The sequence below is a fragment of the Mesorhizobium sp. CA12 genome, assembly GCF_020165255.1.
Lineage (GTDB): Bacteria > Pseudomonadota > Alphaproteobacteria > Rhizobiales > Rhizobiaceae > Mesorhizobium.
This window is the reverse complement of record NZ_JAIUHT010000029.1, coordinates 1-26892: the sequence shown is the minus strand read 5'-3', so window position 1 is coordinate 26892 and position 26892 is coordinate 1. Positions and strand designations below refer to the sequence as shown.

At 63.7% G+C, this 26892-nt stretch carries 26 protein-coding genes; 8 read left to right on the top strand and 18 right to left on the bottom strand.

Annotation, left to right across the window (positions count from 1 at the left end; genetic code table 11):
• Positions 1-35: 35 nt before the first annotated feature.
• The 5 genes from LB520_RS28685 to LB520_RS28665 all read right to left on the bottom strand — a co-directional run bounded on the left by LB520_RS28685 (position 36) and on the right by LB520_RS28665 (position 4917).
• Positions 36-473 (bottom strand): CHRD domain-containing protein, encoded by a 438-nt coding sequence (locus LB520_RS28685; protein WP_224640184.1) that lies wholly within the window; start codon positions 471-473, stop codon positions 36-38.
• A 169-nt stretch (positions 474-642) separates the two neighbouring features.
• On the bottom strand, positions 643-1614 hold the full coding sequence (locus tag LB520_RS28680) for an ABC transporter substrate-binding protein (RefSeq protein ID WP_224640183.1): 972 nt from the start codon (positions 1612-1614) through the stop codon (positions 643-645).
• A 39-nt stretch (positions 1615-1653) separates the two neighbouring features.
• Complete coding sequence (locus tag LB520_RS28675; protein ID WP_411969969.1) at positions 1654-2787, bottom strand: ABC transporter permease; 1134 nt, start codon at positions 2785-2787, stop codon at positions 1654-1656.
• Positions 2784-3662, bottom strand: coding sequence for an ABC transporter permease (locus tag LB520_RS28670; protein ID WP_224640182.1), 879 nt, complete (start codon positions 3660-3662; stop codon positions 2784-2786). The genes LB520_RS28675 and LB520_RS28670 overlap by 4 nt, the downstream gene beginning before the upstream one ends.
• 463 nt (positions 3663-4125) lie before the next feature.
• On the bottom strand, positions 4126-4917 hold the full coding sequence (locus LB520_RS28665) for an ABC transporter ATP-binding protein (RefSeq protein WP_224640181.1): 792 nt from the start codon (positions 4915-4917) through the stop codon (positions 4126-4128).
• A 119-nt stretch (positions 4918-5036) separates the two neighbouring features.
• Here LB520_RS28665 and LB520_RS28660 point away from each other — a divergent pair, with 119 nt between their 5' ends.
• Complete coding sequence (locus LB520_RS28660; protein WP_140839621.1) at positions 5037-5441, top strand: cupin domain-containing protein; 405 nt, start codon at positions 5037-5039, stop codon at positions 5439-5441.
• A gap of 143 nt (positions 5442-5584) precedes the next feature.
• Here the strand turns inward: LB520_RS28660 and LB520_RS28655 are convergent, their stop codons facing one another.
• From LB520_RS28655 to LB520_RS28645, 3 genes are all read right to left on the bottom strand, one after another.
• On the bottom strand, positions 5585-5959 hold the full coding sequence (locus LB520_RS28655) for a hypothetical protein (protein WP_224640180.1): 375 nt from the start codon (positions 5957-5959) through the stop codon (positions 5585-5587).
• Between the two features lie 2 nt (positions 5960-5961).
• Positions 5962-7413, bottom strand: coding sequence for a dihydropyrimidinase (gene hydA, locus LB520_RS28650; protein WP_224640179.1), 1452 nt, complete (start codon positions 7411-7413; stop codon positions 5962-5964).
• A 64-nt stretch (positions 7414-7477) separates the two neighbouring features.
• Entirely contained in the window at positions 7478-8728 is a 1251-nt protein-coding gene (locus tag LB520_RS28645; RefSeq protein ID WP_224640178.1) for a Zn-dependent hydrolase, read from the bottom strand.
• 121 nt (positions 8729-8849) lie between these two features.
• On the opposite strand from LB520_RS28645, the gene LB520_RS28640 reads away from it, so the two are divergent.
• On the top strand, positions 8850-9488 hold the full coding sequence (locus LB520_RS28640; RefSeq protein WP_095768951.1) for a TetR/AcrR family transcriptional regulator: 639 nt from the start codon (positions 8850-8852) through the stop codon (positions 9486-9488).
• A gap of 90 nt (positions 9489-9578) precedes the next feature.
• Here the strand turns inward: LB520_RS28640 and LB520_RS28635 are convergent, their stop codons facing one another.
• Positions 9579-10907, bottom strand: a complete 1329-nt coding sequence (locus tag LB520_RS28635) for an aspartate aminotransferase family protein (protein ID WP_224640177.1) — start codon at positions 10905-10907, stop codon at positions 9579-9581.
• A gap of 239 nt (positions 10908-11146) precedes the next feature.
• Between LB520_RS28635 and LB520_RS28630 the strand changes: the two genes are divergently transcribed.
• Positions 11147-11776: a TetR family transcriptional regulator C-terminal domain-containing protein gene (locus LB520_RS28630; RefSeq protein WP_095769027.1), complete on the top strand. Its 630-nt coding sequence runs from the start codon at positions 11147-11149 to the stop codon at positions 11774-11776.
• Positions 11777-12062: 286 nt separating this feature from the next.
• On the opposite strand, the gene LB520_RS28625 is transcribed toward LB520_RS28630, so the two are convergent.
• Positions 12063-12935 (bottom strand): helix-turn-helix transcriptional regulator, encoded by an 873-nt coding sequence (locus LB520_RS28625; protein WP_224640176.1) that lies wholly within the window; start codon positions 12933-12935, stop codon positions 12063-12065.
• 103 nt (positions 12936-13038) lie between these two features.
• Here LB520_RS28625 and LB520_RS28620 point away from each other — a divergent pair, with 103 nt between their 5' ends.
• The gene (locus LB520_RS28620; RefSeq protein ID WP_224640175.1) at positions 13039-13884 is read left to right on the top strand and encodes an SDR family oxidoreductase; all 846 of its coding nucleotides are present in this window, start codon (positions 13039-13041) and stop codon (positions 13882-13884) included.
• The gene (locus LB520_RS28615) at positions 13881-14603 is read left to right on the top strand and encodes an SDR family oxidoreductase (RefSeq protein ID WP_224640174.1); all 723 of its coding nucleotides are present in this window, start codon (positions 13881-13883) and stop codon (positions 14601-14603) included. Before LB520_RS28620 ends, LB520_RS28615 begins: the two co-directional genes overlap by 4 nt.
• Positions 14604-14648: 45 nt before the next feature.
• On the opposite strand, the gene LB520_RS28610 is transcribed toward LB520_RS28615, so the two are convergent.
• The 5 genes from LB520_RS28610 to LB520_RS28590 all read right to left on the bottom strand — a co-directional run bounded on the left by LB520_RS28610 (position 14649) and on the right by LB520_RS28590 (position 19533).
• Positions 14649-15107, bottom strand: coding sequence for a carboxymuconolactone decarboxylase family protein (locus tag LB520_RS28610; RefSeq protein ID WP_127304365.1), 459 nt, complete (start codon positions 15105-15107; stop codon positions 14649-14651).
• A gap of 36 nt (positions 15108-15143) precedes the next feature.
• The gene (locus tag LB520_RS28605) at positions 15144-15662 is read right to left on the bottom strand and encodes an RrF2 family transcriptional regulator (RefSeq protein ID WP_224640173.1); all 519 of its coding nucleotides are present in this window, start codon (positions 15660-15662) and stop codon (positions 15144-15146) included.
• Positions 15663-16003: 341 nt separating this feature from the next.
• A complete protein-coding gene (preA, locus tag LB520_RS28600) occupies positions 16004-17317 on the bottom strand; it encodes an NAD-dependent dihydropyrimidine dehydrogenase subunit PreA (protein ID WP_224600752.1) in 1314 nt (437 codons plus the stop codon).
• Between the two features lie 2 nt (positions 17318-17319).
• Positions 17320-18684, bottom strand: a complete 1365-nt coding sequence (locus tag LB520_RS28595; RefSeq protein ID WP_224640172.1) for an NAD(P)-dependent oxidoreductase — start codon at positions 18682-18684, stop codon at positions 17320-17322.
• A gap of 114 nt (positions 18685-18798) precedes the next feature.
• Positions 18799-19533 (bottom strand): gamma-glutamylcyclotransferase, encoded by a 735-nt coding sequence (locus LB520_RS28590; protein ID WP_140839601.1) that lies wholly within the window; start codon positions 19531-19533, stop codon positions 18799-18801.
• Positions 19534-19956: 423 nt separating this feature from the next.
• Here LB520_RS28590 and LB520_RS28585 point away from each other — a divergent pair, with 423 nt between their 5' ends.
• On the top strand, positions 19957-20733 hold the full coding sequence (locus tag LB520_RS28585; protein WP_224640171.1) for a VOC family protein: 777 nt from the start codon (positions 19957-19959) through the stop codon (positions 20731-20733).
• A 28-nt stretch (positions 20734-20761) separates the two neighbouring features.
• Here the strand turns inward: LB520_RS28585 and LB520_RS28580 are convergent, their stop codons facing one another.
• Positions 20762-21250 carry a hypothetical protein gene (locus LB520_RS28580; RefSeq protein ID WP_224640170.1) on the bottom strand — a complete coding sequence of 163 codons (489 nt, stop codon included), beginning with the start codon at positions 21248-21250 and terminating at the stop codon, positions 20762-20764.
• Between the two features lie 196 nt (positions 21251-21446).
• On the opposite strand from LB520_RS28580, the gene LB520_RS28575 reads away from it, so the two are divergent.
• Complete coding sequence (locus LB520_RS28575) at positions 21447-21839, top strand: DoxX family protein (protein WP_224640169.1); 393 nt, start codon at positions 21447-21449, stop codon at positions 21837-21839.
• An 84-nt stretch (positions 21840-21923) separates the two neighbouring features.
• Here LB520_RS28575 and LB520_RS28570 read toward each other — a convergent pair whose 3' ends face one another.
• Both LB520_RS28570 and LB520_RS28565 read right to left on the bottom strand, forming a co-directional pair.
• Positions 21924-24350 carry an FAD-dependent oxidoreductase gene (locus LB520_RS28570; protein ID WP_224640168.1) on the bottom strand — a complete coding sequence of 809 codons (2427 nt, stop codon included), beginning with the start codon at positions 24348-24350 and terminating at the stop codon, positions 21924-21926.
• A 64-nt stretch (positions 24351-24414) separates the two neighbouring features.
• Positions 24415-25953, bottom strand: a complete 1539-nt coding sequence (locus tag LB520_RS28565; protein WP_224640167.1) for a trimethylamine methyltransferase family protein — start codon at positions 25951-25953, stop codon at positions 24415-24417.
• 211 nt (positions 25954-26164) lie between these two features.
• Here LB520_RS28565 and LB520_RS28560 point away from each other — a divergent pair, with 211 nt between their 5' ends.
• Positions 26165-26755 (top strand): hypothetical protein, encoded by a 591-nt coding sequence (locus LB520_RS28560; protein ID WP_095768936.1) that lies wholly within the window; start codon positions 26165-26167, stop codon positions 26753-26755.
• Positions 26756-26892: the final 137 nt, after the last annotated feature.

Here is a 26892-nt window from a genome sequence, read left to right as displayed (position 1 = left end):
GCCGGCTTCCAAAGTGACCGCAATCCTTCCGAACCCTACATCGCCTTCTCGATCTGGCCGCGGATCTCGCCGTCCTTGTTCTTGGCGGTGTGGACGTTGACGTAGTATTTGCCGGCTTCCAGGTCGGCTGCCTGCGCGTCGGTCAACGTCGCCGATCCCTTGATCGGGCTTTTCAGCTTCTTGAACGGGATGACCGGGTCCGCGTTCGCGCCCATATCCGCCGGCCCGTGGATGTGGGCTCCCACGGCCGGCCCGCTGAGGCCGGAATATTTGACGTTCCAGCTGAGCTTCTTGCTTGTGGTGTCGAAGGTGAGTGTGGCGGTTCCCTTGCCCTTGGTGGTGACGGGCGGACTCTGCTGACTGCCGTCGAGCGTCGCCTTGTACTTCACCATCTCGGCCATGGCCGGCGATGCAAGAAGGAAGGCGGTCGAAACGGCCAAGGCCGAAAGCATCGGCACGGATAGAATGCGCATGAAGAACCTCCGTTGATTGCAGCATCCTTCGCGGCTCCCCGGCGCGCGGATGCGCCAATCAACGGCTGAGCGGTCAGATGTATCCCGGCGCACACGGTTATTTTACCGCACAGCAACGAGAAAGGGGCGGTCGCCCGCCCCTTTCCACCTTCCGCGCTGAGAGCGGAGCTTACTTGATCGCCTTGTCGGTGATCGCGGTCGTGTAGGCGCCGCTCGCCTCCTTGCTGATGATCTTCTGGTCGAGCAGCGCCTTGGCGGTGCGCTCGTAAGCGGCCGGGATCAGCTTGCCGTCGGCATTGTCGACCAGCTTGGCCACTTCCTTCATCATGAACTTCTGGTGGTTCTCGTCCTGGCCGCCGGCGTCCACGACGATCCCGGCCGCCTCGTCGGTGTTCTCCGTGGCGTATTTCCAACCCTTCATCGAGGCGCGCACGAAGCGCACCATCTTGTCCTCGAAGGCCGGGTCCTTGAGCTTGTCCTCGAGCGTGTAGAGCCCGTCCTCCAGAAGGTCGTTGCCCATGGCGGAGTAGTTGAACACGACCAGGTCTTCCGGCTTGTAGCCGGCGTCCAGCACCTGACCGTATTCATTATAGGTCATCACCGAGATGCAGTCGGCCTGCTTCTGGATCAGCGGCTGCACGTCAAAACTCTGCTTGAGCACGGTCACGCCGTCCGGGCCGCCATCGGTCTTGAGGCCGATCTTGTTCATCCAGGCGTAGAACGGATATTCGTTGCCGAAGAACCAGACACCCAGCGTATGACCCTTGAAGTCGGCTTCCGTCTTGATCGGTCCGTCCTTGGGGCAGACCAGTTCCATGCCCGCCTTCTTGAACGGCTGGGCGATATTGACGAGCATCACGCCCTTGTCGCGGGCCGCGAGCGCTCCGCCCATCCAGTCGACGATGACGTCGGCGCCGCCCCCGGCGATCACCTGCTCGGGCGCAATGTCCGGGCCGCCCGGCTTGATGTCGACGTCGAGGCCTTCGGCGTCATAGAAACCCTTGGCCTTGGCGACATAATAGCCGGCGAACTGGGCCTGCGTGACCCATTTCAGTTGCAGTGTCACCTTGTCGGCGGCCATCGCCTGGAAGGCGGCCAGCGACATGGCGCCGGCCAGAGCAGAAATCAGCAGTCTTTTCATCTTATTACCCTCTGAAGTTAGCACCCAAACCCACCGCCCCTATCCACCTCGGACAGAGGGATGCCAAAACGTGACGGCTCTCTCGATGAGAGCGACCACGCCATAAAAGACCGAACCCGCCAGTGCTGCAACTGCGATTTCGGCCCACACCATGTCGATGTTCATCCGCCCGACTTCCGTCGAGATGCGGAATCCCATGCCGACCACCGGCGTTCCGAAGAACTCGGCGACGATGGCGCCGATCAGCGCCAGCGTCGAGTTGATCTTCAGCGCGTTGAAGATAAACGGCATGGCCGCCGGCAGCCTGAGCTTGAGCAAGGTCGGCCAATAGCCCGATGCATAAGTGCGCATCAGGTCGCGCTCCATATGCCCGGATGCGGCAAGCCCGGCGACCGTGTTCACCAGCATCGGGAAGAAGGTCATGATGATGACGACCGCGGCCTTGGATGGCCAGTCGAAGCCGAACCACATGACCATGATCGGCGCCACGCCGATGATCGGCAGCGCCGAAACCATATTGCCGATCGGCAGCAGCCCGCGCCGCAGGAACGGCACGCGGTCGGCGAGGATAGCGACGGCGAAGCCGGCGAGATTGCCGACGACATAGCCGATCAGCACCGCCTTGAAGATCGTCTGCCGCACGTCCGACCCCAGGATCGGCAGCGAGTTGGCGATGCGCGCGCCAATGGCGCTCGGCGGCGGCAAAAGAATGAAGGGGATGCCGGCGCCGCGCGTCACCGCTTCCCAGATGATCAGGATCCAGGCGCCGAAGATCGCCGGGATGATCAGGCGCAGGGTTATCGACATCGCACGCGAGGCTGCGCGAAAACCTGAAAGGATAGTGACACACCGCCAAGCCAGCAGCCACGCGGAGGTAAGCAACAAGTAGTATGCGGGACCTGCGGTCCCTTCATGGCCTCTGATAGCTGCAAGCAGGAGAAATGCCGCGCCATGCGCGCCGGCAAAAAGGAAAACCGCCTCCAACAGCCTGTTTGAGGTGCAGTTTGCCGCCAATGTCGAGATCAGAACCAAGGCTATCGCGATCCCGCCGGAAAGAGCGCCGTAGGGCGGCGGAGCGCCTGGAACGCCGTTCATGGAAGCGAATAGAAACGCGAGGAGCCCGACGAACGGGAGAACAATCCAGGTCTGCCAACTCTGGTTCGGAAACCTCATGCCGGCCTCCCGCCCATCGCGCGATCGACCAGGCGTCCGGCGATACCCACGACCATCACCAGCAGCGCCGCGACCACGGAACCAGCGACCAGCGCCGACCAGATATCGATGGTCTGGCTGTAATAGGCGCCCGCCAGCAGCTTCGCGCCGATGCCGGCGACCGCTCCGGTCGGCAGCTCGCCAACGATGGCGCCGACAAGGCTTGCCGCCACGGCGACCTTCATCGAGGTGAACAGGAATGGCACCGAAGCAGGCACTCTGAGCTTCCAGAAAGTCTGCGAGGCGCTGGCGTTGTAGGTGTGCATGAGATCGAGATGCATGAGCTCGGGCGAGCGCAGGCCCTTCACCATGCCGACGGCGACCGGGAAGAACGACAGATAGGTCGAGATCAGCGCCTTCGGGATCAGGCCGGTGACGCCGATCGCCGCCAGCACCACGATGATCATCGGCGCCACCGCCAGGATCGGAATGGTCTGCGAAGCAATGATCCACGGCATCAGGCTGCGGTCGAGCGTCGCCACATGCACGATACCCACCGCGATCAGGATGCCGAGAGCGGTGCCGAAAGCAAAGCCGAGCAGCGTCGAGGACAGCGTCACCCAGGCGTTGTAGACCAGGCTGCGGTTCGAGGTGACGGACCGCAGGAAGGTATTCTCGAAGAAATTCACCGCCACCTGGTGCGGCGCCGGCAGCGTCGGCTTCGGCTGCGCCAGCGTCTTGCCGATGAATTCGACCGCGCCGGGTTTCTCGTTGGCCCTGGCATCGAGATCGCGCTGGAACGGCGCATTGAGGATGACGGCGAAGACGTACCAGAGCACCACCACGCCGGCGAGGATGCTGGTGACGGGGATGATTTTCGAGCGGAAGGTGTCCATCTAGCGCTGCCCTTCTCCTCTCCCCCACGGGGAGAGGGTGGCCGGAGCGAAGCGAAGGCCGGGCACGTTCGACTGGAGTGCTGCGGCGCTGGTATTTTTCGTCATCCTAGGGCGGAGCGAGGAGCGAAGCGACGCGGCGCAGACCCTAGGATCCATTCCGTTACTTCTGAGCTCCGCAACGTTCCAGAATACAGCTCCCTGCGCCGCGCTCTGCTCGTCGGGTATTCTGAGCCGCTTACGCCCTTCGACCAGCGTCACGGAATGGATCCTAGGGTCTGCGCTCCGCTTCGCGTCGCTACGCCCTAGGATGACGAAATCGCGATGGCCGGCTTCCTTAACACGCGGGGTGGCGCGCCTGCTCCGCCCTAGGATGACGAAGGCGCGAGTGGCCGGCCCCTCACCCGGCCGCTGCGCGGCCACCCTCTCCCCGGTGGGGAGAGGAGAGAGCTCATCCTCCCGCCCCTCAATCATCATAGCTGTGCCCAGCCCTCAGCCCATGCCGTACGCGGGCAGCGATGGCCAAAAACTCAGGCGTCTCGCGGATGTCGAGCGGCCGTTCCTTTGGCAGCGTCGATTCGATGATGTCGGTGACGCGGCCGGGCCGCGGCGACATCACCACGATGCGCGTCGACAGATAGACCGCCTCGGGTATCGAATGGGTGACGAAGCAGATCGTCTTGTTGGTCCGCGCCCAGAGATCGAGGAGCTGCTCGTTCAGATGGTCGCGCACGATCTCGTCCAGCGCGCCGAACGGCTCGTCCATCAAAAGCAGGTCCGCATCGAAGGCTAAGGCGCGCGCGATCGAGGCGCGCTGCTGCATGCCGCCGGAAAGTTGCCAGGGATATTTCTTCTCGAAGCCGGAAAGGTTGACCAACTCCATCGTGCGCTTGATGCGCTCGGCCTGCTCGGCCTGGCTGAGGCCGATGATTTCCAGCGGCAACGCCACATTGCGCTCGATCGTGCGCCACGGGAACAAGGCCGCCGCCTGGAAGACATAGCCATAGGCGCGTTTCTCGCGCGCCTGCTCCGGCGTCATGCCGTTGACGGAGATCGCCCCGGCGGTCGCCTTCTCGAGATCGGCGATGACGCGCAGCAAGGTGGTCTTGCCGCAGCCGGACGGGCCGATGAAGGAGACGAATTCGCCCTTGCCGATGGTCAGATCGACATTGGACAGCGCCTGCACCGGACCGTCGTTGGTCTGGAAGGTGAGGCCGAGCTTGCTTGCCGAGACGACGGCTGGCGGCTGTTCGGTCATTGGCTGCAGCCTGCCTTTCGCAGCCCCCGCCGCGCTGCCCGCAATCCGGTTGATTTTATGATAGCGTTGCTTTCCACTCGTCCTGTCCCACCCGATCGACGCCGCCCGGAGCCTTGCCGATGTCGCCTAAACCCACCTGTCGTCTCGTTCGCCCCGAAAGCACCTATCAGGGCAAGCAGGGGCTGAGCTATTTCGCCGGCATCGCCGCCGAGACCGTCGGCTCCTCCGGCATCTGCATGCATCTTCTCACCATGCCGCCCGGCGCGCGCGCCAAGGCGCACATGCATGAAAGCCACGAGACGGCCATCTACGTGCTCTCCGGCGAAGTCCACACCTGGTACGGCGACCGGCTCGAGCACCACACCGTCGTCAAGGCCGGCGACCTCTTCTACATTCCGGCCGGCGTGCCGCATCTGCCCGCCAATCTGAGCGGGGCGCCCTCCTCCGCGGTCATCGCCCGCACCGATCCCAACGAGCAGGAAAGCGTCGTGCTGCTGCCGGAACTGGATGGCCTCGTCGCCTGAAGCAATTCCAGGAAAAGTGCGCAGCGGTTTTCCGTCCGGAATTGCGTAGAAACAAAGGGCGTTTTGCAGCCAGGCGGATTCGCTTGGCGTCGCATAAATGCGGCCGGAACGAATACGTCTCACAGGAACGGACGGGATGGCCGTCATTTGCATCGCGCGACTTCGCCCATCACATTGCCGTCCTCGTCGGCCACCACCAGCTTCTTCGCGTTCTTCGCGCTGCGCTTGATGGTGAACCTGGTCGGCTGTCCCTCTTCGCCTTCAGCCTCGCATTTTGCCGTCACCACCAGCGATCCATCGGCCTGCAACTGTTTGCCGCTGAAGGTGCAGGCGCTAGCCGCCGTGATCAGTTCCTTGTCGGTCAAAAGCAGCATCTTGTCGGCGGCGACCTGCTGGCCGTTCCGGTTGATGCAGCCATATTTGTCGCCATAGGGCTTGCTGAGGTCTATGCCGGCGGCGAGCGCCTGGCCGGCGGCCAGCATCGCGGCCGCCGCGATCGCAAGATGAAGAATCCGCATGATCAGACCCCGGTTGCCGGAATGCCCGTACGCTCGACCTTGCGCGGCGCTGAAATCTCCTTCCAGGTCGACAGCGCCCGGTTGACCGCGGCGTTCGGCTCGCGGGCGACGAACTCGCCATGGCCGGCCTTAGCCTTGACGTCCGCCTCCTCGATCGAGAGCTCGCCGCGCGAGAAGACGAAGCGCGGCAGCCCGGTCACCTCGACGCCTTCGAAGACGTTGTAGTCGATCACCGACTGCTGGTTCTTGGCCGAAATCGTCTTCTTGCGCTTCGGATCCCACACGACGATGTCGGCGTCGGCGCCTTCGACGATCGCGCCCTTCTTCGGATACATGTTGAGGATCTTGGCGATGTTGGTCGAGGTCACCGCGACGAACTCGTTCATCGTCAGCCGCCCGGTGTTGACGCCTCGCGTCCACAGAACCGGCAAGCGGTCCTCGAGGCCGCCGGTGCCGTTCGGGATCTTGGTGAAATCGCCGATGCCGTTGCGCTTTTGGCTGGTGGTGAAAGAGCAGTGATCGGTCGCCACGACTTGCAGCGAGCCGGCCTGCAGGCCGGCCCACAGCGAATCCTGGTGCCACTTGCTGCGGAAGGGCGGGCTCATCACCCGGCGCGCCGCATGGTCCCAGTCCTTGTTGAAATACTCCGTCTGGTCGAGCGTCAGGTGCTGGATCAGCGGCTCGCCGAACACCCGCATGCCCTTCTGGCGGGCGCGACGGATCGCCTCGTGGCTCTGCTCGCAGGAGACATGCACGACATAGAGCGGCACGCCGGCCATGTCGGCGATCATGATCGCGCGGTTTGTCGCCTCGCCCTCCACTTCCGGCGGCCGCGAATAGGCATGTCCCTCCGGACCATTGTTGCCGGCGGCTAAAAGCTTCTGCGAGAGCGCTGCGACCACGTCGCCATTCTCGGCATGGACCAGCGGCAGCGCGCCGAGATCGGCGCAGCGCTGGAACGACGAGTACATCTCGTCGTCATCCACCATCAGCGCGCCCTTATAGGCCATGAAATGCTTGAACGAGGTGATGCCCCGGTCGACGACTTGAGCCATCTCGTCGAACACCTGCTTGCCCCACCAGGTGATCGCCATATGGAAGGAATAGTCGCAGGATGCTTTCGAGGTCTTGTTGTCCCACATCTGCAGCGCTTCCAGCAGCGATTGCTGCGGCGCCGGCAGGCAGAAATCGACCACCATCGTCGTGCCGCCGGAGAGCGCGGCGCGCGTGCCGGATTCGAAATCGTCCGCCGAATAAGTGCCCATGAAGGGCATTTCGAGATGGGTGTGCGGATCGATGCCGCCCGGCATGACATAGCAGCCCGTGGCGTCGAACTCATGGTCGCCGTGCAGGTTGGAGCCGATGGCGACGATCTTGCCATTCTGCATCAGCACGTCGGCCTTCCACGTGCGGTCGGCGGTGACGATCGTGCCGTTCCGGATGACTTTGGTCATATCTGTTCCCCTGTTCTTTCGCGCTTCTTTGCGAGCGGCGTTGCGAGGCAATTGCTCTAGTCGGTCATTCGACGATTCCGGCCGTCTCGACCACCGCGTGGAACAGCACATCGGCGCCCGCCGCCGCCCATTCCTTGGTGATCTCCTCGGCCTCGTTGTGGCTGAGGCCGCCGACGCAGGGGCACATGACCATGGTCGCCGGTGCCACCTTGGCCGCCCAGCAGGCGTCGTGGCCGGCGCCGGAGATGATATTCATATGGCTGTAACCGAGCTTTTCGGCGGCTGTGCGCACGCGGCCGACCAGCGTCGGATCGAAGGTCACTGGGTCGAAATGGCCGACCGCCTCGACCGAGCATTTCACGCCAAGCGCCTCGCAGATCTTCGGCGCTTCCTTTTCGATGCGGGCGCGCATGCCGTCGAGCTTGGCCTGGTCCGGCGAGCGGATGTCGACAGTGAAGACCACCGTGCCTGGCAGGACGTTCCGGGAATTGGGCGAGAACTTCACTTGGCCCACCCCGCCGACGGCGCCGGGCTGGTTCTCCATGGCGACCGTCTGCACCATCTCCAGGATGCGCGCCATGGCAAGGCCTGCATTGACGCGCATGTTCATCGGCGTCGAGCCGGTATGCGCTTCCCTGCCGGTCAGCGTGAACTCCAGCCACCACAGGCCCTGGCAGTGGGTCACCACGCCGATTTGCTTGTTCTCGGCTTCGAGGATCGGGCCCTGCTCGATATGGTATTCGAAATAGGCGTGCATCTTGCGCGCGCCGACCGTCTCGTCGCCCACCCAGCCGATCCGCTTCAGCTCGTCGCCGAAGGTCAGGCCGTCGAGATCCTTGCGGGCATAGGCATATTCCTGGGTGTGCACGCCGGCGAACACGCCCGAGGCGAGCATCGCCGGCGCGAAACGAGCGCCCTCCTCGTTCGTCCAGTTGGTGACGACGATCGGATGCCTGGTCTTGATGCCGAGATCGTTGAGCGAGCGCACCACCTCCAGGCCGGAAAGTACGCCGAGCACGCCGTCATATTTGCCGCCGGTCGGCTGGGTGTCGAGATGGGAGCCGACATAGACCGGCAGCGCGTCCGGATCGGTGCCAGCCCGCGTCATGAACATGGTGCCCATCTGATCCACGCCCATGGTGAGCCCGGCCTCATCGCACCAGGACTTGAACAGCTCGCGGCCTTGCTTGTCGGAATCGGTCAGTGTCTGACGATTGTTGCCGCCGGCAATGCCGGGGCCGATCTTCGCCATCTCCATGATGGAATCCCACAAGCGGTCTGAATTCACTCGCAGATTTTCACCAGGTGCGGCCATTTGCGGTTCCCATTTTCACCAGGGGTCTTGTCGCCCCTTGAGTGGTTTGCATCCTGACCGTATGGTCAGCTTTCAGACTACACAAGCTGACCAAGCGGTCAACGAGAATCTTGGGGGAGACATGAGCGAATCCACCCGTCCCATGCGGCGACAGGACATAAGGCGGGAGAATGAAAAAGCAATTCTGCTCGCCGCCGAAAAGGTGTTTGCGGAAGCCGGGTTCGGCGGCGCCACGATGCAGCTGATCGCCGATCTGGCGGGACTGCCAAAGGCAAATCTCCACTACTATTTCGCGACCAAGGAAGAGCTCTACCGGTCCGTCGTCCAGAACATTTTCGAGATCTGGCTGCAGGCGGCCAATTGCTTCGACGCGGCGCGCGGCCCGGTAGACGGCATCAGCGCCTACATCGACGCCAAGATGGAAATATCGCGTCGCCACCCGGACGGCTCGAAGGTCTGGGCCTCGGAAGTGATGCACGGCGCGCCCGTGCTTCAGGACTATATGGAATCGACGCTGCGCGAATGGACCGACGGTCGCGTCGAGATCATCAGGCGCTGGATCGAAGAGGGCAAGATGGACCCGGTCGACCCGCGTCATCTCCTCTACATGCTCTGGGCCACGACCCAGCATTACGCCGATTTCGGCCACCAGATCGAGACGCTGAACGGCGGCAAGTCGCTCTCCGACCGGCAATGGCGGGAAGCCAAGGAAAACATCAAACGGGTGATCCTGACCGGCATCGGCGCGCAGCCCGCCTGAATCGCACCGAAGGTCGGCGCTGCGGCGTCGACCTCAGCCGGCGGCTTCGCGGACACCCTCCCTTCACGGCAGAGTGTCCGCTCCGGCTTGTCAGTCGATCGACCTCAGCACCTCACGCACATGGTCGATCAGCTCGTTGATCTGGCCCTTGGTGATGATCAGCGGCGGCGACAGCGCGATGATGTCACCGGTGGTGCGGATCAGCGCGCCGCGTTCGAACGCCTTGACGAAGGCCGAGAAGGCCCGCTTGGTCGGGCTGCCGGCGATCGGCGCCAGCTCGATCGCGCCGATCAGGCCGATGTTGCGGATGTCGATGACATGCGGTTCGCCCTTCAGCGAATGCAGCGCGTCTTCCCAGTAAGGCGCGAGTTCCTCGCCGCGGGTCAAAAGGCCCTCTTCCTTGTAGGTGTCGAGCGTGCCGAGCGCCGCGGCGCAGGCGATCGGATTGCCCGAATAGGTGTAGCCGTGGAAGAACTCGATCATGTGCTCCGGGCCGGTCATGAAGGCGTCGTGGATCTCCTTCTTGACGAACACCGCGCCCATCGGGATGACGCCGTTGGAGACGCCCTTGGCGGTGGTCATGATGTCCGGCGTGACCCCGAAATAGTCCGCCGCGAACGGCGCGCCGAGGCGGCCGAAGCCGGTGATCACTTCATCGAAAATCAACAATATGCCGTGCTTCGTGCAGATTTCCCGAAGCTTCTGCAGGTAGCCCTTCGGCGGCAGGATGACGCCGGTGGAGCCGGCGACCGGCTCGACGATGACGGCAGCGATGGTCGAGGCGTCATGCAGCGCGATGAGCCGCTCGAGATCGTTCGCGAGCTCGGCGCCATGCTCCGGCACGCCCTTCGAGAAGGCGTTCTTGTCCGGCAGATGCGTATGCGGCAGATGGTCGACGCCGCCGAGCAGCGTGCCGAACATCTTGCGGTTGGAGACGATGCCGCCGACCGAGATGCCGCCGAAATTCACGCCGTGATAGCCGCGCTCGCGGCCGATCAGGCGGGTGCGCGAGCCCTCGCCGCGAACGCGGTGATAGGCGATCGCCATCTTGAGTGCGGTGTCCACCGATTCCGATCCGGAATTGGTGAAGAAGACATGGTCCATGCCCTTGGGCGCGATATCGACCAGCCGGTTCGCCAGCTCGAACACGATCGGATGGCCCATCTGGAAAGCCGGCGCGTAGTCGAGCTCGGCAGCCTGGTTCTGGATCGCCTCGGTGATCTTCGGCCGGCAGTGGCCGGCGTTCACGCACCACAGGCCCGCGGTGCCGTCGAGCACCTTGCGGCCGTCGCTGGTGGTGTAGTGCATGTCCTTGGCGGACACGAACATGCGCGGCGCCTGCTTGAACTGCCGGTTTGCCGTGAACGGCATCCAAAATGCGCTGAGATCGTTCGGCGTGACTTTCAGCCGGTTGGACATGACCAGGACTTCCCCTTGTAAGCGTGTTTCGGTGCGGCCAACGCTTGGTCTTTGCTGCGTTTTCGTGCTACGCAAATTTTTGACCGGTTGGACAAACGTTAGCACCGCCTGTCGGCGGTCAGGGGATTACTAGCGGAAATGCGGCATAAAAAGCGCGCTCCACAGCCCAAGGAAAAACTGGTCCAGACAATTGGTCCAGAGAGCCGGCGCGAAGACGGCCGGCCAGGATGACGGCGGCGATGGAAGGCTCCGCTCCCCGCCGCACCCGCATCCAGCAGGAAAAGCGCGAGCTGATCCTCGAGGCCGCGCTCGAAGTCTTCTCCGCCAACGGTTTTCGCGGCTCGACCATCGACCAGATCGCCGAAGCCGCCGGCATGTCGAAGCCCAACCTTCTCTATTACTTCCGCCGCAAGGAAGACATTCACGAGACGTTGATGCAGCGCCTGCTCGACACCTGGCTGGCGCCATTGCGCGAGCTTGACGACATCGGCGATCCGCTGACGGAGCTCAGAAGCTATATCCGCAGGAAGCTGGAGATGGCGCGCGATTTTCCGCGCGAAAGCCGGCTGTTCGCCAACGAGATCCTGCAGGGCGCGCCGCGCATCAAGCCGATGCTGGAGGGCGAGCTGAAGACGCTGGTCGACGAGAAGGCCGCCGTCATCAAGGGCTGGATGCGCGCCGGCAAGATCGCCCGCACCGATCCCTGGCACCTGATCTTCTCGATCTGGGCGACGACGCAGCATTATGCCGATTTCGACGTTCAGGTCCGCGCCGTGCTCGGCGCCGACCGCGGCGGCGACGGCCGCTTCGAGGACGCAGCGCGGTTTCTGGAGCAGCTGTTCCTGGATGGACTGAAACCGAAGGGCTAGCGTATCGCCGGGACGGGGCCGTTTTGCCAGCCGTTTGGCTGTTGCTGTCCTTCGAGATTAGCCGAAGCCTCTCAGCTTCGTCATCCACGGGCGGAGCAAGGAGCGAAGCGACGCGGCGCAGACCCGAGGATCCATTCCGTGACCTCGGAGCGACGCGACGATCCAGAATTCTGCACCGCTGGCACACACGGCAAAGGTAACGGAATGGATCCTCGGGTCTCCGCGTCCGCTTCGCTCCCGCTCCGCCCGTGGATGACGAAGTTGAGGGGCCTGCGACCTACTAACCTCACGCGCTACGACGCTCGGATGGCAGGTCGTCAAGCAGCTTCTTGAGCTTCACCACCGAGTTCTGCTCCGCCAGCGGCGTGTAGACGATCAGCCGCATGTCCGAGCCGTCGTCGATCGACAGGCTCATATGCTCGAACGTCATCGCGCCGGCGATCGGATGCCGCAGATGCTTCAGGCCGGAGAGCCGATGCACCACATCGCGCTGCGGCCACCATTCGCGGAACTCGGGGCTTGAGCGCATCATCAACTCGATCAGCCGCTCGAAATCCGGATCGCCGGTGTATTTCGCGCTTTCGGCGCGGAAAGCGGCAAGGGTCGCGCGCGCCAGCTGTTCCCAATCCACCAGCAGATGCCGCCGGTGCGGATCGGTGAAGACGCCGTGGATGATATTGCGGGCGTCGCCCTCCAGCAGGCCGTAATCGCCGAAAATGGCGACGGCCGCATCGTTCCATGCCAGCACGTCCCAGCGCGGGCCGACGACATAGGCGGGCTGCAGGACCAGGCTCTGCAGCATGTGCAGCAGCGGCCCCTCGACCTTGCCCTGCACGATGCGGCGCCGCTCCGGCTGCTGGCGGCCGGCGAGCGTGAACAGATGCCGCTGCTCGGCGGCGTCGAGCCGCAACGCTTCGCAGAGCGCTGAGAGCACCTCGACCGAAGGCCGCACGTCCCTGCCCTGCTCCAGCCATGTGTACCAGGTCGTGCCGACGCCAGCGATCATCGCCACTTCCTCACGCCGCAGGCCCGGCGTGCGCCGCCGCGCGCCACAGGCGATACCGGCGGCATCCGGCGAAAGCCTTTCGCGGCGGGAACGCAGGAAGGCGCCGAGCTCGCGCCGGCGATGATCTTCGGGGGAATGGGTAACGGCATCCATGCGCCTATTATAGCAGTACCGATACCAGGATAAAGTTTGAACTGTTTGCGGCCCGCGCGATGTCCCATCTTTGCGTTCAGAGCAGCGCAAGGAGGCTCCGGACATGGAACTCAACGATAAAACAATTCTCGTCACCGGCTCGACCGACGGCGTCGGCCGCGTGGTCGCCGAGCGGCTCGGCGCCGGCGGCGCCCGCGTGCTGGTGCATGGCCGTGACGAAAGCCGCGGCAAGGCGACTGTGGCCGCCATAGAGGCAAAAGGCGGCAAGGCGGAATTTCTTCCCGCCGACCTCGCTTCGCTTGCCGAAGTGCGCCGCCTCGCCGAAGCGGTGCGCGCCAGGACCGATCGGCTCGACGCCCTGATCAACAATGCCGGCGTCGGCACCGGCGGCCAGGCCGCGAGCCGGCAGGTCAGCGCCGACGGCTACGAGTTGCGCTTCGCCGTCAACTATCTCGCCGGCTTCCTGCTGACGTCGGAGCTCTTGCCTTTGCTCAAAGCAAGCGCGCCGGCGCGCATCGTCAATGTCGCCTCGGCCGGCCAGCAGGCGATCGACTTCGACGACGTGATGCTGACGCATGGCTATAGCGGCGTGCGCGCATACTGCCAGAGCAAGCTGGCGCAGATCCTGTTCACCGTCGATCTGGCGGAGCAGCTCGACGGCACCGGCATCACGGTCAATGCTTTGCACCCGGCAAGCTACATGGACACAACGATGGTGCGGCAGGCCGGGGTCACGCCGTGGAGCTCGGTCGAGACCGGCGCCGACGCCATTCTCAACCTGGCAACATCGCCGGCGCTCGAAGGCCGCAGCGGCCGTTACTTCGACGGCCAGCGGGAGTCGCGCGCCGACGCCCAGGCCTATGACGAGAAAGCCCGCCGCCGGCTGCGCGCGCTTAGCCTCGAGCTGATCGGGCAATCTTCCGCAACATCCAGGGAAAAGCATTCATGAGCGAGACTATCGAACATTGCGTCATCATCGGCGGCTCGTCCGGCATCGGCCTTGCCACGGCCAAAAGGCTGGTCAGCCCCACGATGAAAGTGACGATCACCGGTCGCAACGAGGAGAAGCTGAAAAGCGCCTGGAAAAGCCTCGACGGCACCGTCGGCAAGGCCGCATTCGACGCCACCAAGCCGGACGAGGTCCGAAATTTCTTCGAGCGCCTCGGGCCGTTCGATCACCTTGTTCTCGCCGCCAGCGGCGGCAAGGGACTGGGACCGTTCGCGACACTCGACCTCGCCGATATCGGCAGCGGCGTCGATGAAAAGATCCGGCCGCAACTCTCCTGCCTGCAGGCGGCCCTGCCGACCTTGAACAAAGCCGGATCGGTGACTTTCATCTCGGCTGTGTCGGCGCAGATCGCCGCGCCCGGCGTCGCCGGCATCGGCGCCATCAACGGCATGCTTTTGACCGTCGCGCCGATCCTCGCCGTCGAACTGAAGCCTTTGCGCGTCAATGTCGTGGCGCCCGGCGTTATCGACACGCCCTGGTGGGACTTTTTGCCGGACGACCAGCGGCAGGCGGTGTTTGCCGAATATGCCGGCAAGACGCCAGTCGGCCGCATCGGCCGCGCCGAGGACGTCGCCGAAGCAATCGCCTTCCTGGTCTCGAACAGCTTCATGACCGGTCAGGTGCTGACCTGCGACGGCGGTCTGCGCTTTGCTGCGTGAACAATGAGGCGCGCGGATCTCTCATCCGCGCGCCAGGCCGTCCGATCAGGCGGCCTTGGCTGCCGGCATCGGATGGATCGCGTGGAAGGGAATGCACAGCCGGTTCCAGGTATTGATCATGCCGAGCGCGACCGAGAGCTTGACCAGTTCCTCTTCCGAGAAATGCTCGAGCGTGCGGGCGTAGAGCTCGTCCGACACGCCATTGTCGGCGATCAGCGTCACGGCCTCGGTCCATGCAAGGGCGGCGCGCTCGCGCTCGGAAAACAGCGGCGATTCCTTCCAGGCGGCGACGAGATAAAGCCGCGTTTCGGTCTCGCCGTCGCGTCGCGCCTCGCGACTGTGCATTTCGACACAATATGAGCAGCCATTGATCTGCGAGGCCCTGAGCTTGATCAGGTGCAGCAGGCTCACTTCCAACCCGCATTCGTCGACGGCCTTGTTGAGCGCCGACACCGCCTTCATGATTTCCGGCGCCTTGGCAAAGAACTGCAGTCTCTGTTTCATTGTCTTTTCCTTCCGGGTTTTTGGTGGGTTAGAGGTTCAAATCTGCTTCGGTGAAGCGGATTTCTGGGGCCGCTGGTGGCGCTCGACGAAGGCGCAACTCGCGGCATAGGATCGCTGATCGCCTTCGGCCGCGTACTCCGCCACGATGTCGGACAGCTTCACTTCGGCGAGCGCCGCCCGATAGGCGCGCTCGGCCTTGAGCATCGCGGCATTGATGCCGCAGGGCTTCACATAGGCCGAGGCGTCGAGCTTGACCGGGCCGCGCTGGCGGATCTCGCCGCAGCGGAAGGCGGGCTCCCTGCCCTCCACCGCAAGCACAATGTCGAGCAGCGTGATGCGCTCGGCCGCACGCGCCAGCCTGTAGCCGCCCGCCGGCCCCGGCACCGATTCCAGGATGCGCGCCGCCGTAAGCTGGTTGAGATGCTTGAGCAGGTAACTCGGCGACAGACCAAACGCCTCCGCAAGCGCCGCGCCCGGCATGGTGCTGTTGCCATCGACGCTGGCCAGCGTCGCCGCGCAATGGATGGCCGCTTCGACGCCATCTCCCAGTTTCATCGTGCCGATCTCCTAATCATGGATATCTTTTATCGTGGATAATTTTTATCTGCAATAGAAATTGAAGATTGCCCGCCGATTCGCAATGACAGAGTGAGGGAGAATTGGCGCTTCGCGGGACTTGGGTTCCTCGCACCCCGCAAGCGGGGAGAGGTGGCCCGGCGAAGCCGGGACGGAGAGGGGGACGCGTTCTGTGAAGCTAAAACCGGTCAGGGACTAGGCGCAAGAAAGATAAAAGACAATCACGGGCCTCAGCGGTGTGCAACCGCCGCGAAAGCCCCTCTCCGTCCCGGCTTCGCCGGGCCACCTCTCCCCACTTCGTGGGGCGAGGAACCCAAGCTTTATTCCGCGGCCACCTTGGCCATCGGATTGTTGGGGTGCGTCGTCCAGTTGGCGTAGACCGGCGACACCGGCAAGCCGGTGCGCTGGTCCAGCACGCCGGCGGCCAGCGGCTGCATGGTGATGCAGCCCTCCACCGGACAGACATTGACGCAGAGATTGCAGCCGACGCATTCGGCTTCGATCACCTCGAAATGCCTGACACCGTCGACCATGCTGGTGATCGCCTGATGCGAGGTGTCCTCGCAGGCGATGTGGCAGCGGCCGCATTTGATGCAGGCATCCTGGTCGATATGCGCCTTGGCGACATAGTTGAGATTGAGATACTGCCAGTCGGTGACATTGGGCGTGGCACGGCCGATGATGTCGGAGAGCGAGGCGTGACCCTTCTCGTCCATCCAGTTCTCCAGCCCCGCGATCATTTCCTGCACGATCTTGAAGCCATAGGTCATCGCCGCCGTGCAGACCTGCACGTTGCCGGCGCCGAGCGCCATGAATTCGGCGGCGTCGCGCCAGGTGGTGATGCCGCCGATGCCTGAGATCGGCAGGCCATGCGTTTCTGGATCGCGGGCGATCTCGGCCACCATGTTCATGGCGATCGGCTTCACCGCCGGGCCGCAATAGCCGCCATGCGAGCCCTTGCCATCGATGGTCGGCTGCGGCGCGAAATTGTCGAGATCGACGCCGGTGATCGAGTTGATGGTGTTGATCAGCGACACCGCATCGGTGCCGCCGGCATGCGCTGCGCGCGCCGGCTTGCGAATGTCGGTGATGTTGGGCGTCAGCTTGGTGATGACCGGCATGCGCGTGAACTGCTTGCACCAGCGCACGACCATCTCGATATATTCCGGCACCTGGCCGACCGCCGAACCCATGCCGCGCTCGCTCATGCCGTGCGGGCAGCCGAAATTGAGCTCGATGCCGTCGGCGCCGGTCTCCTCGACCAGCGGCAGGATCGCCTTCCAGCTCTCCTCCACGCAAGGCACCATGATCGAGGCGATCAGCGCCCGGTCCGGCCAGTTCATCTTCACCTGCTTCATCTCGCGCAGATTGGTCTGCAGGTCGCGGTCGGTGATCAACTCGATATTGTTCAAGCCGAGCAGCCGGCGATCGGCGCCCCAGATCGCGCCATAACGCGGGCCGTTGACGTTGACGACCGGCGGGCCTTCCTCGCCCAGCGTCTTCCACACCACGCCGCCCCAGCCGGCCTTGAAGGCGCGCTCGACATTGTAGGCCTTGTCGGTCGGCGGCGCCGACGCCAGCCAGAACGGGTTGGGCGATTTGATGCCGACGAAATTGTTGCGGATGTCTGCCATGTTCATGCCCTCCCGTTAGAGGTCAGTGCCCGGTGGATGCTCTCGGCCGCGTCGCGCCCGTGCGCCACCGCCGAGACAGTCAAATCGTCGCCGCCGAAAATGCAGTCGCCGCCGGCCCAGACTTTTGCCAGCGAGGTGCGGCCTTCGGCATCGACCTTGATGCGGCCGCCTTCGAGCTCGATCTGTTCCGCGCTGCCGTTTAGATGCGCCGGCACGAAGCTCTGGCCGATCGCCTTGAACACCTGGTCGGCATTGAGCCGCAGCGTTTCGCCAGTGCCGATAAGCTTGTCGCCGCTCATGGCGGTGTATTCGAGCTCGATGGCCGACACCTTGCCGTTCTCGGCAATGACGCGCTTCGGCTGCAGCCAGTGGCGGATGGTGACGCCGTTGGCGGCGGCCAGATCCTGCTCGAACTCCGAAGCATTCATATGCTCCTGGCCGCGCCGGTAGCAGATCGTCACCTCTTCCGCGCCAAGCAGCTTCGACTGCACCGCGGCGTCGATTGCCGTCATGCCGCCGCCGATGACGACGACACGCCGGCCGACCGGCAGGCTGGAAAGATCGCTCGCCTGGCGCAGTTCGGAGATGAATTCCACCGCGTTGGCGACGCCGTCGGCGTCCTCGCCATCGGCGCGCAGCGCGTTGACGCCGCCAAGCCCCATGCCGAGGAAAACCGCATCATAGTTGCGGATCAGGTCGGCAAGCTGGAAGTCGCGGCCGAGCGCCTTGCCGTTCTGGATGTCGATGCCGCCGATCGCGGTGATATAGTCCACTTCCGCCTGGGCGAAATCGTCGACGCTCTTATAGGCGGCGATGCCGTATTCGTTGAGCCCGCCGGCCTTCGGCCGCGCCTCGAGGATGGTTACGTCATGGCCGTGGCGGGCAAGCCGATGCGCCGCCGCCAGCCCCGCCGGGCCGGCGCCGACCACGGCGATGCTCTTCCCGGTCGGCTCGGCGCGCTTGTAGAACTGCTTACCCTCGCCCATGGCGACATCGGTGGCATAGCGCTGCAGCCGGCCGATCTGCACCGGCTTGCCTTCGGCGACCTCGCGCACGCAGGCCTCTTCGCACAGCGTCTCGGTCGGGCAGACGCGGGCGCACATGCCGCCGAGAATATTCTGGTCGAAGATCGTTTTGGCCGAACCCAGCGGATTGCCCGTCGCGATCTGCCGAATGAATAGCGGGATGTCGATCGACGTCGGGCACGCGTTCATGCACGGCGCGTCGTAGCAGAAATAGCAGCGATCGGACTCGACCAGCGCCTCGTGATGATCGAGCGGCGGATGCAGGTCGGAAAAATTGTCGGCATATTGCTCGGAAGACAGCCGGCCGCCGGCAATGCCTTCGATGAAATGACCAGTCGCCATTCCAGTTCCCCTTGTTGTCGTTTTGGGGAAGGCTAGCACGTTTTATTTTTTTATCAATTGGTCAATTTTCGGCCAAGCCACTGTATTGTTTGCGCAAAAACATGATGAATGTAGTCATGTTATAGCCGGCTCGGCAACCTTTGCTGTGTCATGGCTTGTGACGCTGTGGCCATGGATGGACCGGATCTCGTCCGCCACCAGTTCCTGCAGCCGCCACAGATTGCGGTCATGGATGCCAAAGGTCTCGAGGTGGCTGACGGTGTTGTAGAGATATTCGGCGCCAGAGCCGACATGGCCGCAGGCGCGTGCCAGTATCTTCGCCACGCTTTCCAGCGGCTGCCCGAGCGAAGTGCCCTTGCCGGTCACGCCGACCCAGAAGCCGAGCGCCCGCAAAGACCCTTGCGCCGTTCTTACCGGAACCCAGCGGACCGAGCTGACGCTTTCGTGGTCGTCGATTTCACGCCGCAGCAATCGCTCGATCTGGGCTGGTTTCTCGCCCTCCGGCAAACGATAGATGACCCCGTCGCAGCGCCCGCCCCGTTCCAGCGCCATCATCAATCCAGGCTGCTCGCGGCTGCCGCGCCAGCGCTTTATGTCGAGGCAGAACGAGCGGTGCCAGCCATGCGCGGCCGCGCGCCTTTGCTCGACCGATTCGAAGGCCGGCTTCCAGATCAGCGAGCCATAGGCGAACACCCACAGCGGACCGTCGTCGGCTTCGCCGGACAGGCGCATGGCAAGCGTCCGGAAATCATCATCGCTTAGCTGTGTCCAGCTGCCATCGGGACCAGGGTCGACCTCGTCGCGATGGCACAAGGCCACGAGCTCAGGCGTGAGTGACATTCGACGCATGAAGACAGCCCCTCTTTGAGGCCAGCAAAGTCGAAAAGCGCCGGATACGCAAGATCGTGGGCCTAATGCATGTCAGCGAGAAGTGTGCAGCGGTTCTGGGTGACAACGACATGCATCAAGACAAGGACTTAAAGCGCGCCGCCTGAATCCGTTTCAGCGCAACGCGATTTAAGCCGCTTGCCGTCCGCAAATTCTGGCCCAGATGTCGGATTCCTGTCGTCAGGATCGTCCTAGGGTGTGTTGAGATTCAGGTCAGGCCGCGCCGAAACGGGGGTTTTCGAGAACCGGAGCGGAGCGTACTCAAGTACGTGAGCACCGGAAGCGCAGGAAACCGCCGTTTGCAGGCCGGCATCACCTGGACATCAACATACCTTAGGATGGATCGAACAACGATCGCTGCCCGAACCGGTGAGGAGACCGACCATGCCGAAATCCCCGCAACCTTTCTTCTGGTACGAGTTGATGACCACCGACCTCGACGCCGCCGAGGCTTTCTACACCGCCGTTGTCGGCTGGCGGGCCGAGCCCTTCAACAAGGCGCCCGGCATGCCCCGCTACATCGTCGTGAATTCCGCCATGCGCGGCGTCGGCGGGCTGATGACGATGCCGGAAGAACCCGCCAAAATGGGCATGCCGCCAGCCTGGATGGGCTACATCTACACCAAGGATGTCGACGCCTCGACGCAAGCGCTCAAGGACGCCGGCGGCGCCGTCCACCGCGCACCGGACGACATTCCGGGCGTCGGCCGCTTCGCGGTCGTTGCGGACCCGCAAAGGGCTTCCTTCATGTTCCTGCAGCCTAATCAGGCCGAGCAGCCGCCGGTGCCGGCGACCACGCCCGGCCATGTCGGTTGGCATGAGCTCTACACATCGGACTGGAAAGCCGCCTTCGATTTCTATTCCAGCCAGTTCGGCTGGGAGAGCGCCGGCGAGTTCGACATGGGCGAGATGGGTATCTACAAAACCTTCGGAGCCGGCCCCGAATCCGGCGGCGGCATCATGAACAAGCCGCCGCAGATCCCGGTCCCCGTCTGGCAGTTCTATTTCAACGTCGACGCCATCGACGCCGCCGCCAAGCGCGTCACCGACAATGGCGGCAAAGTCATCATGGGTCCGATGGACGTGCCGAGCGGCCAGTGGATCATCCAGTGCCAGGACCCGCAAGGCGCGCATTTCGCGCTGCTGGCGCCGGTTCGATAATAGCACCACTCGGCGGTCTGGCGCTGGATCATTCCGGCGTCAGTACCGCCAGCTTCAGATCGGCTTTCTTGGCGCCGCTGAGCTGGACGACAGCCGCTCCGCCCTGGAGCTTGAAACGCACGCTTTTGCGAATGCCCGGGCAGGTCTTCACGCCGCTGAAAGCCGCCGATTTCACGATCTTGCCATCCTGCACGACATCGATCCAGGCCTCGTCGGACAGGCTGAACTGCAGCTCGCCTTCAGGCGGCACGGTCACATTTGCCGTCGCGCCGAAGGTGCCGGCTTTCGGTGCACGGTCAGGCGGCACTTCAAAGCTGACCGTGTCGACAGCCGCGAGCGAGAAATCCACCGCTTCGCCGACCGTCAGGGTGGCGCCGGATTGGGCGGCGGGCGCGGCCGCAAACAGGGTCTGCTCGCGCGCAACCGGCCATTTGAAGGCGTCGCATCCGGTGTCTGCGGCTGCCGCGAAGCTGGTGCCCGCAAGGATTGCGAATAGGGTGATGACGACTTTTCTCATGGTTAAGGGACCTGCCTGGTTTGATGCGTCACCCCTAGTAATACAACCATAAGGATATGTATGCAACCATAGAGAGAAGAAATATGGAGATTGAAGCCATTTCCACTCACCGATTGTTGATGGCAGGCCATGGGATGTGAGTGGTCCGTCGCCGGGCGATAATTTAAGGCCCGAGCGGCGTACAATGGAGTTTTAGATGAAGCTTTTCGAAAGCCTTGCTCAGTACCGGCCGCAAGCGCTGGGCGCGCTGCGGATCATGACCGCCTTGCAATTCATCGAACATGGCTCGCAGAAGCTGTTCAACTTCCCGGCCGCTGCCGAGCCACATGCCCTCACCGGGTTGACGACGGCTGCCGGCATTCTCGAATTCGCCGGCGGCATCCTGCTGGCGCTCGGCCTCTTCACCCGCCCGGTCGCCTTCCTGCTGGCCGGCGAAATGGCCATCGCCTATTTCATGGCGCACATGCCGCGCGACTTCTTCCCCGTCAACAACGGCGGCGATGCGGCGATCTCCTTCTGTTTCATCTTCCTCTACCTGATCTTCGCCGGCTCCGGCGCGTTTGCGCTGGACAACCGCCGCAGCGCCTGAAGCATCGAAGGATGGCGCCTGGAGGCTTTTCGTTTTGACGCAATTCCGGACGGAAAACCGCTTCGCACTTTTCCTGGAATTGCTCTAGCCGCGCATCCGCTCGAAATTGGCGTCGAACAGCGGCGCCGCCTGGATGCGCGCCGCATGGCGCTTGCCGAGGATCTCGATCTCGAAACCGTCCGGTCTGTCGGCGATCTCCTTGGGCACATAACCCATCGCGACCGACTTCTTCGAGTGATGCGCATAGCCGCCCGAGGTGACCCAGCCGCGCACAACGCCGTCATGCCAGATCGCCTCGTCGCCGATCACATCGGCATCGGTGGCGTCGACGATGAAGCTGCGCAGCCTGAGCTTGCCGCCGTCTTTGCGCTCGGTAAGTGCTGCTTCCTTGCCGATGAAATCAGCGTCCTTACCATAGGCGACGAAGCGGTCGAGCCCGGCCTCAAGCGGCCTATAGATCGGCCGGTACTCGCGCGCCCATGAGCCATAGTTCTTCTCGAGTCTCAGCGCATTGAGCGCGCGCGAGCCGAACAGGCCGATGCCTGACGCTTCGCCCGCGGCCAGCAGCGCCTGGTATGCGGCGCGCTGATATTCGGGCGCCACCCAAATCTCGTAGCCGAGATCGCCGGTGTAGCTGACGCGACCTACCAGGCACGGTGCCATGCCGATATCCATCCGCGCAACCGCCATGAAAGGGAACGCCGCGTTGGAGACATCGGCGCGGGTGACCTTGGCGAGCACTTCCCTGGCCTTCGGTCCGGCGATCGCAAGGCCGGTGAGCTTCTGTCCCAGCGCCTCGATTTGCACCGAGCCGTCCTTCGGCAGCTGCGCCTCGAACCAGCGCATGTGGTATTGCTCGGCGATGCCGGAGCCGGCGATGAACCACTCTGCGTCGTCGATATTGGCCAAAGTGAAATCGCCGATGAGTCTGCCGTCGTCCTTCAGCATCGGCGCCAGGGTCATGCGGCCGCGCTTTGGCAGCCTGCAGGCAAGCATGCGGTCGAGCCAGGCGGCCGCGCCCTCGCCGGTCACCTTGTATTTGGCGAAGTTCGAGATCTCCGACAGGCCGACGCCGTCGCGCACCGCTGCGACTTCCTTGGCGACATGGTCGAAGTCGGTCGAGCGCCGCCACGAGAACTCGTCCTTGACGCCGTCCGGCGCATACCAGAGCGGCACTTCAAGCCCATAGGACACGCCCCATTGCGCGCCCTTGGCCGACAGCGTGTCATAGAGAGGCGTCGTCTTCAGCGGGCGCCCGGCCGGCAGTTCCTCATTCGGGAAGCGGATTGAGAAACGACGCGAATAATTCTCGCGCACCTTGGCGTTGGTGTAGGCCATGGTCGCCCAGTCGCCGTAGCGCGCCACGTCCATCGCCCAGATGTCGGCGCCCGGATCACCCTCGATCATCCAGTTGGAGAGCGCGAGCCCCACGCCGCCGCCCTGGCTGAATCCGGCCATGACGCCGCAGGCGACCCAGAAGCCCGGCAGGCCGCGCACCGGGCCGACCAGCGGATTGCCGTCCGGCGCAAAGGTGAAGGGGCCGTTGATGATCTGCTTGATGCCGGTTTTCTGGAAAGCGGGGAAATGGCGGAAGCCGACTTCGAGCGACGGCGCGATGCGGTCGATGTCCGGCTCCAGGAGCTCATGGCCGAAATTCCAGGGTGTCTGGAACTCGGACCAGACCTTGTTGGCCTTCTCGTAAGTGCCCATCAGCATGCCGCCGCGCTCCTGGCGCAGATAGAGCTCGCCGTCGAAGTCGACCGCGTGGATGATCTCGGTGCCGGTCTTCTTGTTCCAGTCGGCGACCTCCGGCATGTCCTCGGTGATCAGGTACATGTGCTCCATGGCCAGCACCGGCAGCTCGAGCCCGACCATGCGGCCGACCTCCCGCGCCCACAGCCCGCCGGCATTGACGACGTGCTCGGCAATGATATCGCCCTTGTTGGTGATGATCCGCCACAGCCCGTCGGGACGGCGCACGATGTCCTCGACCTTGGTGAAGCGCTCGACCTCGGCCCCCAGTTTCCGCGCCGCCTTGGCATAGGCATGCGTCACGCCTGACGGGTCGAGATGGCCGTCCTCCTTGTTGCGGACGGCGCCGACAAACTGGCTGGGATCGATGAGCGGCATCAGTTCCGCCGCTTCCTTGGCCGAGATCACTTCGAGGTCGATGCCGAGATAGCGGCCCTTGGACACCACGCCGCGCAGCCAGTCGAGCCGCGCTTCGGTCGCCGCTAGTAGCACGCCGCCCGTGAGGTGCACGCCGGTGGCCTGCCCCGACAGTTCCTCGATCTCCTTGTAGAGCGAGATCGTGTATTTCTGCAGCTTGGCGACGTTGGGGTCGCCGTTGATGGTGTGCATGCCGCCGGCCGCATGCCAGGTCGACCCCGACGTCAGTTCGTCGCGCTCCAGAAGCACGACGTCGGTCCAGCCATGGCGGGCAAGATGGAACAGCACGGAGCATCCGACGACACCGCCACCGATGACCACGACCTTTGCATGCGACTTCATGGACTTTTCTCGTTGGTTCAGTGAGTTGAGAGATTGAAATGAATCAGGATGGCAAGCTGTTCCCTCACGGCTCACCCTGCCCGATCGCTTCCTTGCGGCGCGCCATATAGGCTTCGAGCGCCTCGCGCACCGCGGGATCCATGGCCGGCTGGACATATTCCTCCAGCGCCTTCTTCCACAGCCGCGTCGCGCGCGCCGTCGTGTCGAGCGCACCCGCCTCCTGCCAGGCCTCGTAATTCTGCCAGTTGGAAAGCATCGGCTGGTAGAAGGCGGTGGCGTAGCGCTCCAGCGTGTGCGGCTCGCCGAAGAAGTGGCCGCCGGTCGGCACCGCGCCGAGCGCCTCGACCGCAAGTTCCGCCTCGTCGACGACGATCGGCCGCAGGAACTCCATCATGTGCTGGATCATCTCGACGTCGATGATGAGCTTTTCGAACGACGCCGTCAGCCCGCCTTCCTGCCAGCCGGCGGCGTGGTAGACGAGATTGCCGTGGCCGAGCACCGCGCCCCATAGCGCCATCATCGTCTCGTAGGCGCCCTGCGCATCGGCGGCATTGGAGGCCGAGCCAGGCGTCGTGCGGTAAGGCAATTTGTAACGCCGCGCCAACTGCCCGGAAGCGATGTTGGCCTTGGTGTTCTCCGGCGTGCCGAAGGCGGGCGCGCCCGATTTCATGTCGACATTGGAGGTGAAGGCGCCATACATCACCGGCGCGCCCGGACGCACGAGCTGCGTCAGCGCGATGCCGAACAGCGCCTCGGCGTTCTGCTGCGCCAGCGCGCCGGCCAGCGTTACCGGGCTCATCGCCCCCATCAGCGTGAACGGCGTCACCGCCACCGACTGGCCGTATTCGGCCATGGTCATCAGCCCTTCGGCCATCATCTCGTCGAAGCGGCGCGGCGAGTTGACCGAAATGATGGTGGTGACGCCGGGGTCCTCTCCCATCTGCTCAAGCGTCAGCCCGCGCGCGATCGCCATCATCTCGATGCCGTCTAGCGCCCTGCCCCGCCCGATCGCCGAGACGTGGAAGCATTTGTCGGTCAGCGTCAGATTGGCGAAATAGGTATCCATATGCCTGGTGTTCGCCGGCAGCTCGACCGGGGCGCAGACCTGGTTGCCAAGCATGTGGATGCAGTTGAAATGCTGCGCCAGCCGGACGAGGTCCGAGTAGTCGGCAAGGTTGCCGGCGCGGCGGCCGCGTTCCATGTCATGCACATTGGGCGGCCCAGCGACGAGCGTGAAGTTGATGGTGCTGCCGCCAAGATGGATGGCGTGGTCCGGGTTTCGGGGCGTCAGCGTATAGGCCGAGCGCGTCGACTTCAGCGCCTCCTCGACCATGCCGCGATCGACGCGCACATTCATCGAGCCGTGGTCGACCTTGGCGCCGGCGCGCTCGAACAGCGACAGGGCGCGTGCGCTCATCACCTCGATGCCGAAATTCTCCAGTATGTGCATCGATGCCTGGTGGATGGCCTCGATCTGGTCGGCCGACAGCAGCGCCATGGGCGGATAGGGATTCTCCACCCGCCGCGCCGGCAGTTGCGGGATGGCGGCTGGTCCCCGGTTGCTGGTGCGCTCGGCGCCGCGCTTGCGTCTTGGTTCGCTCATGCGCGCATCAGAGCGCCGGCATCGCATGCGAGCTGTCAGAAATTCGTCATTTGCCGGCGCGATTTTAGCCAAGGCGGCATTTTTCAAAATCGGGGAAAAGAATAGCGACACAAGCGGTCGCAATATCGATATTCGGCTTTTCGCGCTTCCCGCGCCCGCGTTAAGGAAGCGCGCAACACTCCTTTTATGATTTCGGCCTATTCGTCTTCCAATGCGTAGGTCGAGTTTTAGTAAAATTGTCGCTGTCTCCGTGCTGCTGGCGCTTTCGGCCTGCGCGACAGCGCCCAGTCACATCAACAATGTCTGCGCGGTCTTCGACCAGAATGACGGCTGGTTCGACAACTGGCAGTCCGCCGCCGAACGGACCGAGCGGAAATACGGCGTTCCCGTCCCCGTGCTGATGGCGACGGTGCGCAAGGAATCCGGCTTCAAGAGCAATGCCCGCCCGCCGCGCACCAAGCTGCTCGGCTTCATCCCGTGGACGCATGTCTCGAGCGCCACCGGCTACTCGCAGGCGCTCGACGGCACATGGTCGCAATATCAAAGCGAGACCGGCAACTGGGCGGCGCGCCGTACGCGCTTTGCCGACGCCATCGATTTCGTCGGCTGGTACCACTCAAAGACGGCCGACACGTTCGGCGTCGCCCGCAACGACACCTACAATCTCTATCTGGCCTATTATCTCGGCTGGACCGCCTATGGCCGCGGCAACCGCGGCGATGGCGGCGTTCAAAACTACGCGCGCGCCACCGACCAGATGGCGCGCGATTACGCCGCGCAGATGCGGCAGTGCGGCAACTAGTTCCTCAACACGGTGATTTTGAAAGATTGAAGGCTTGTCGGGCAAGGCTATCAACGCAAACGCTGGCGATGAGCTGAAGGCTCCTGAACCTCGTCATTCTAGGGCGGAGCAAGGAGCGTAGCGACGCGCGCAGACCC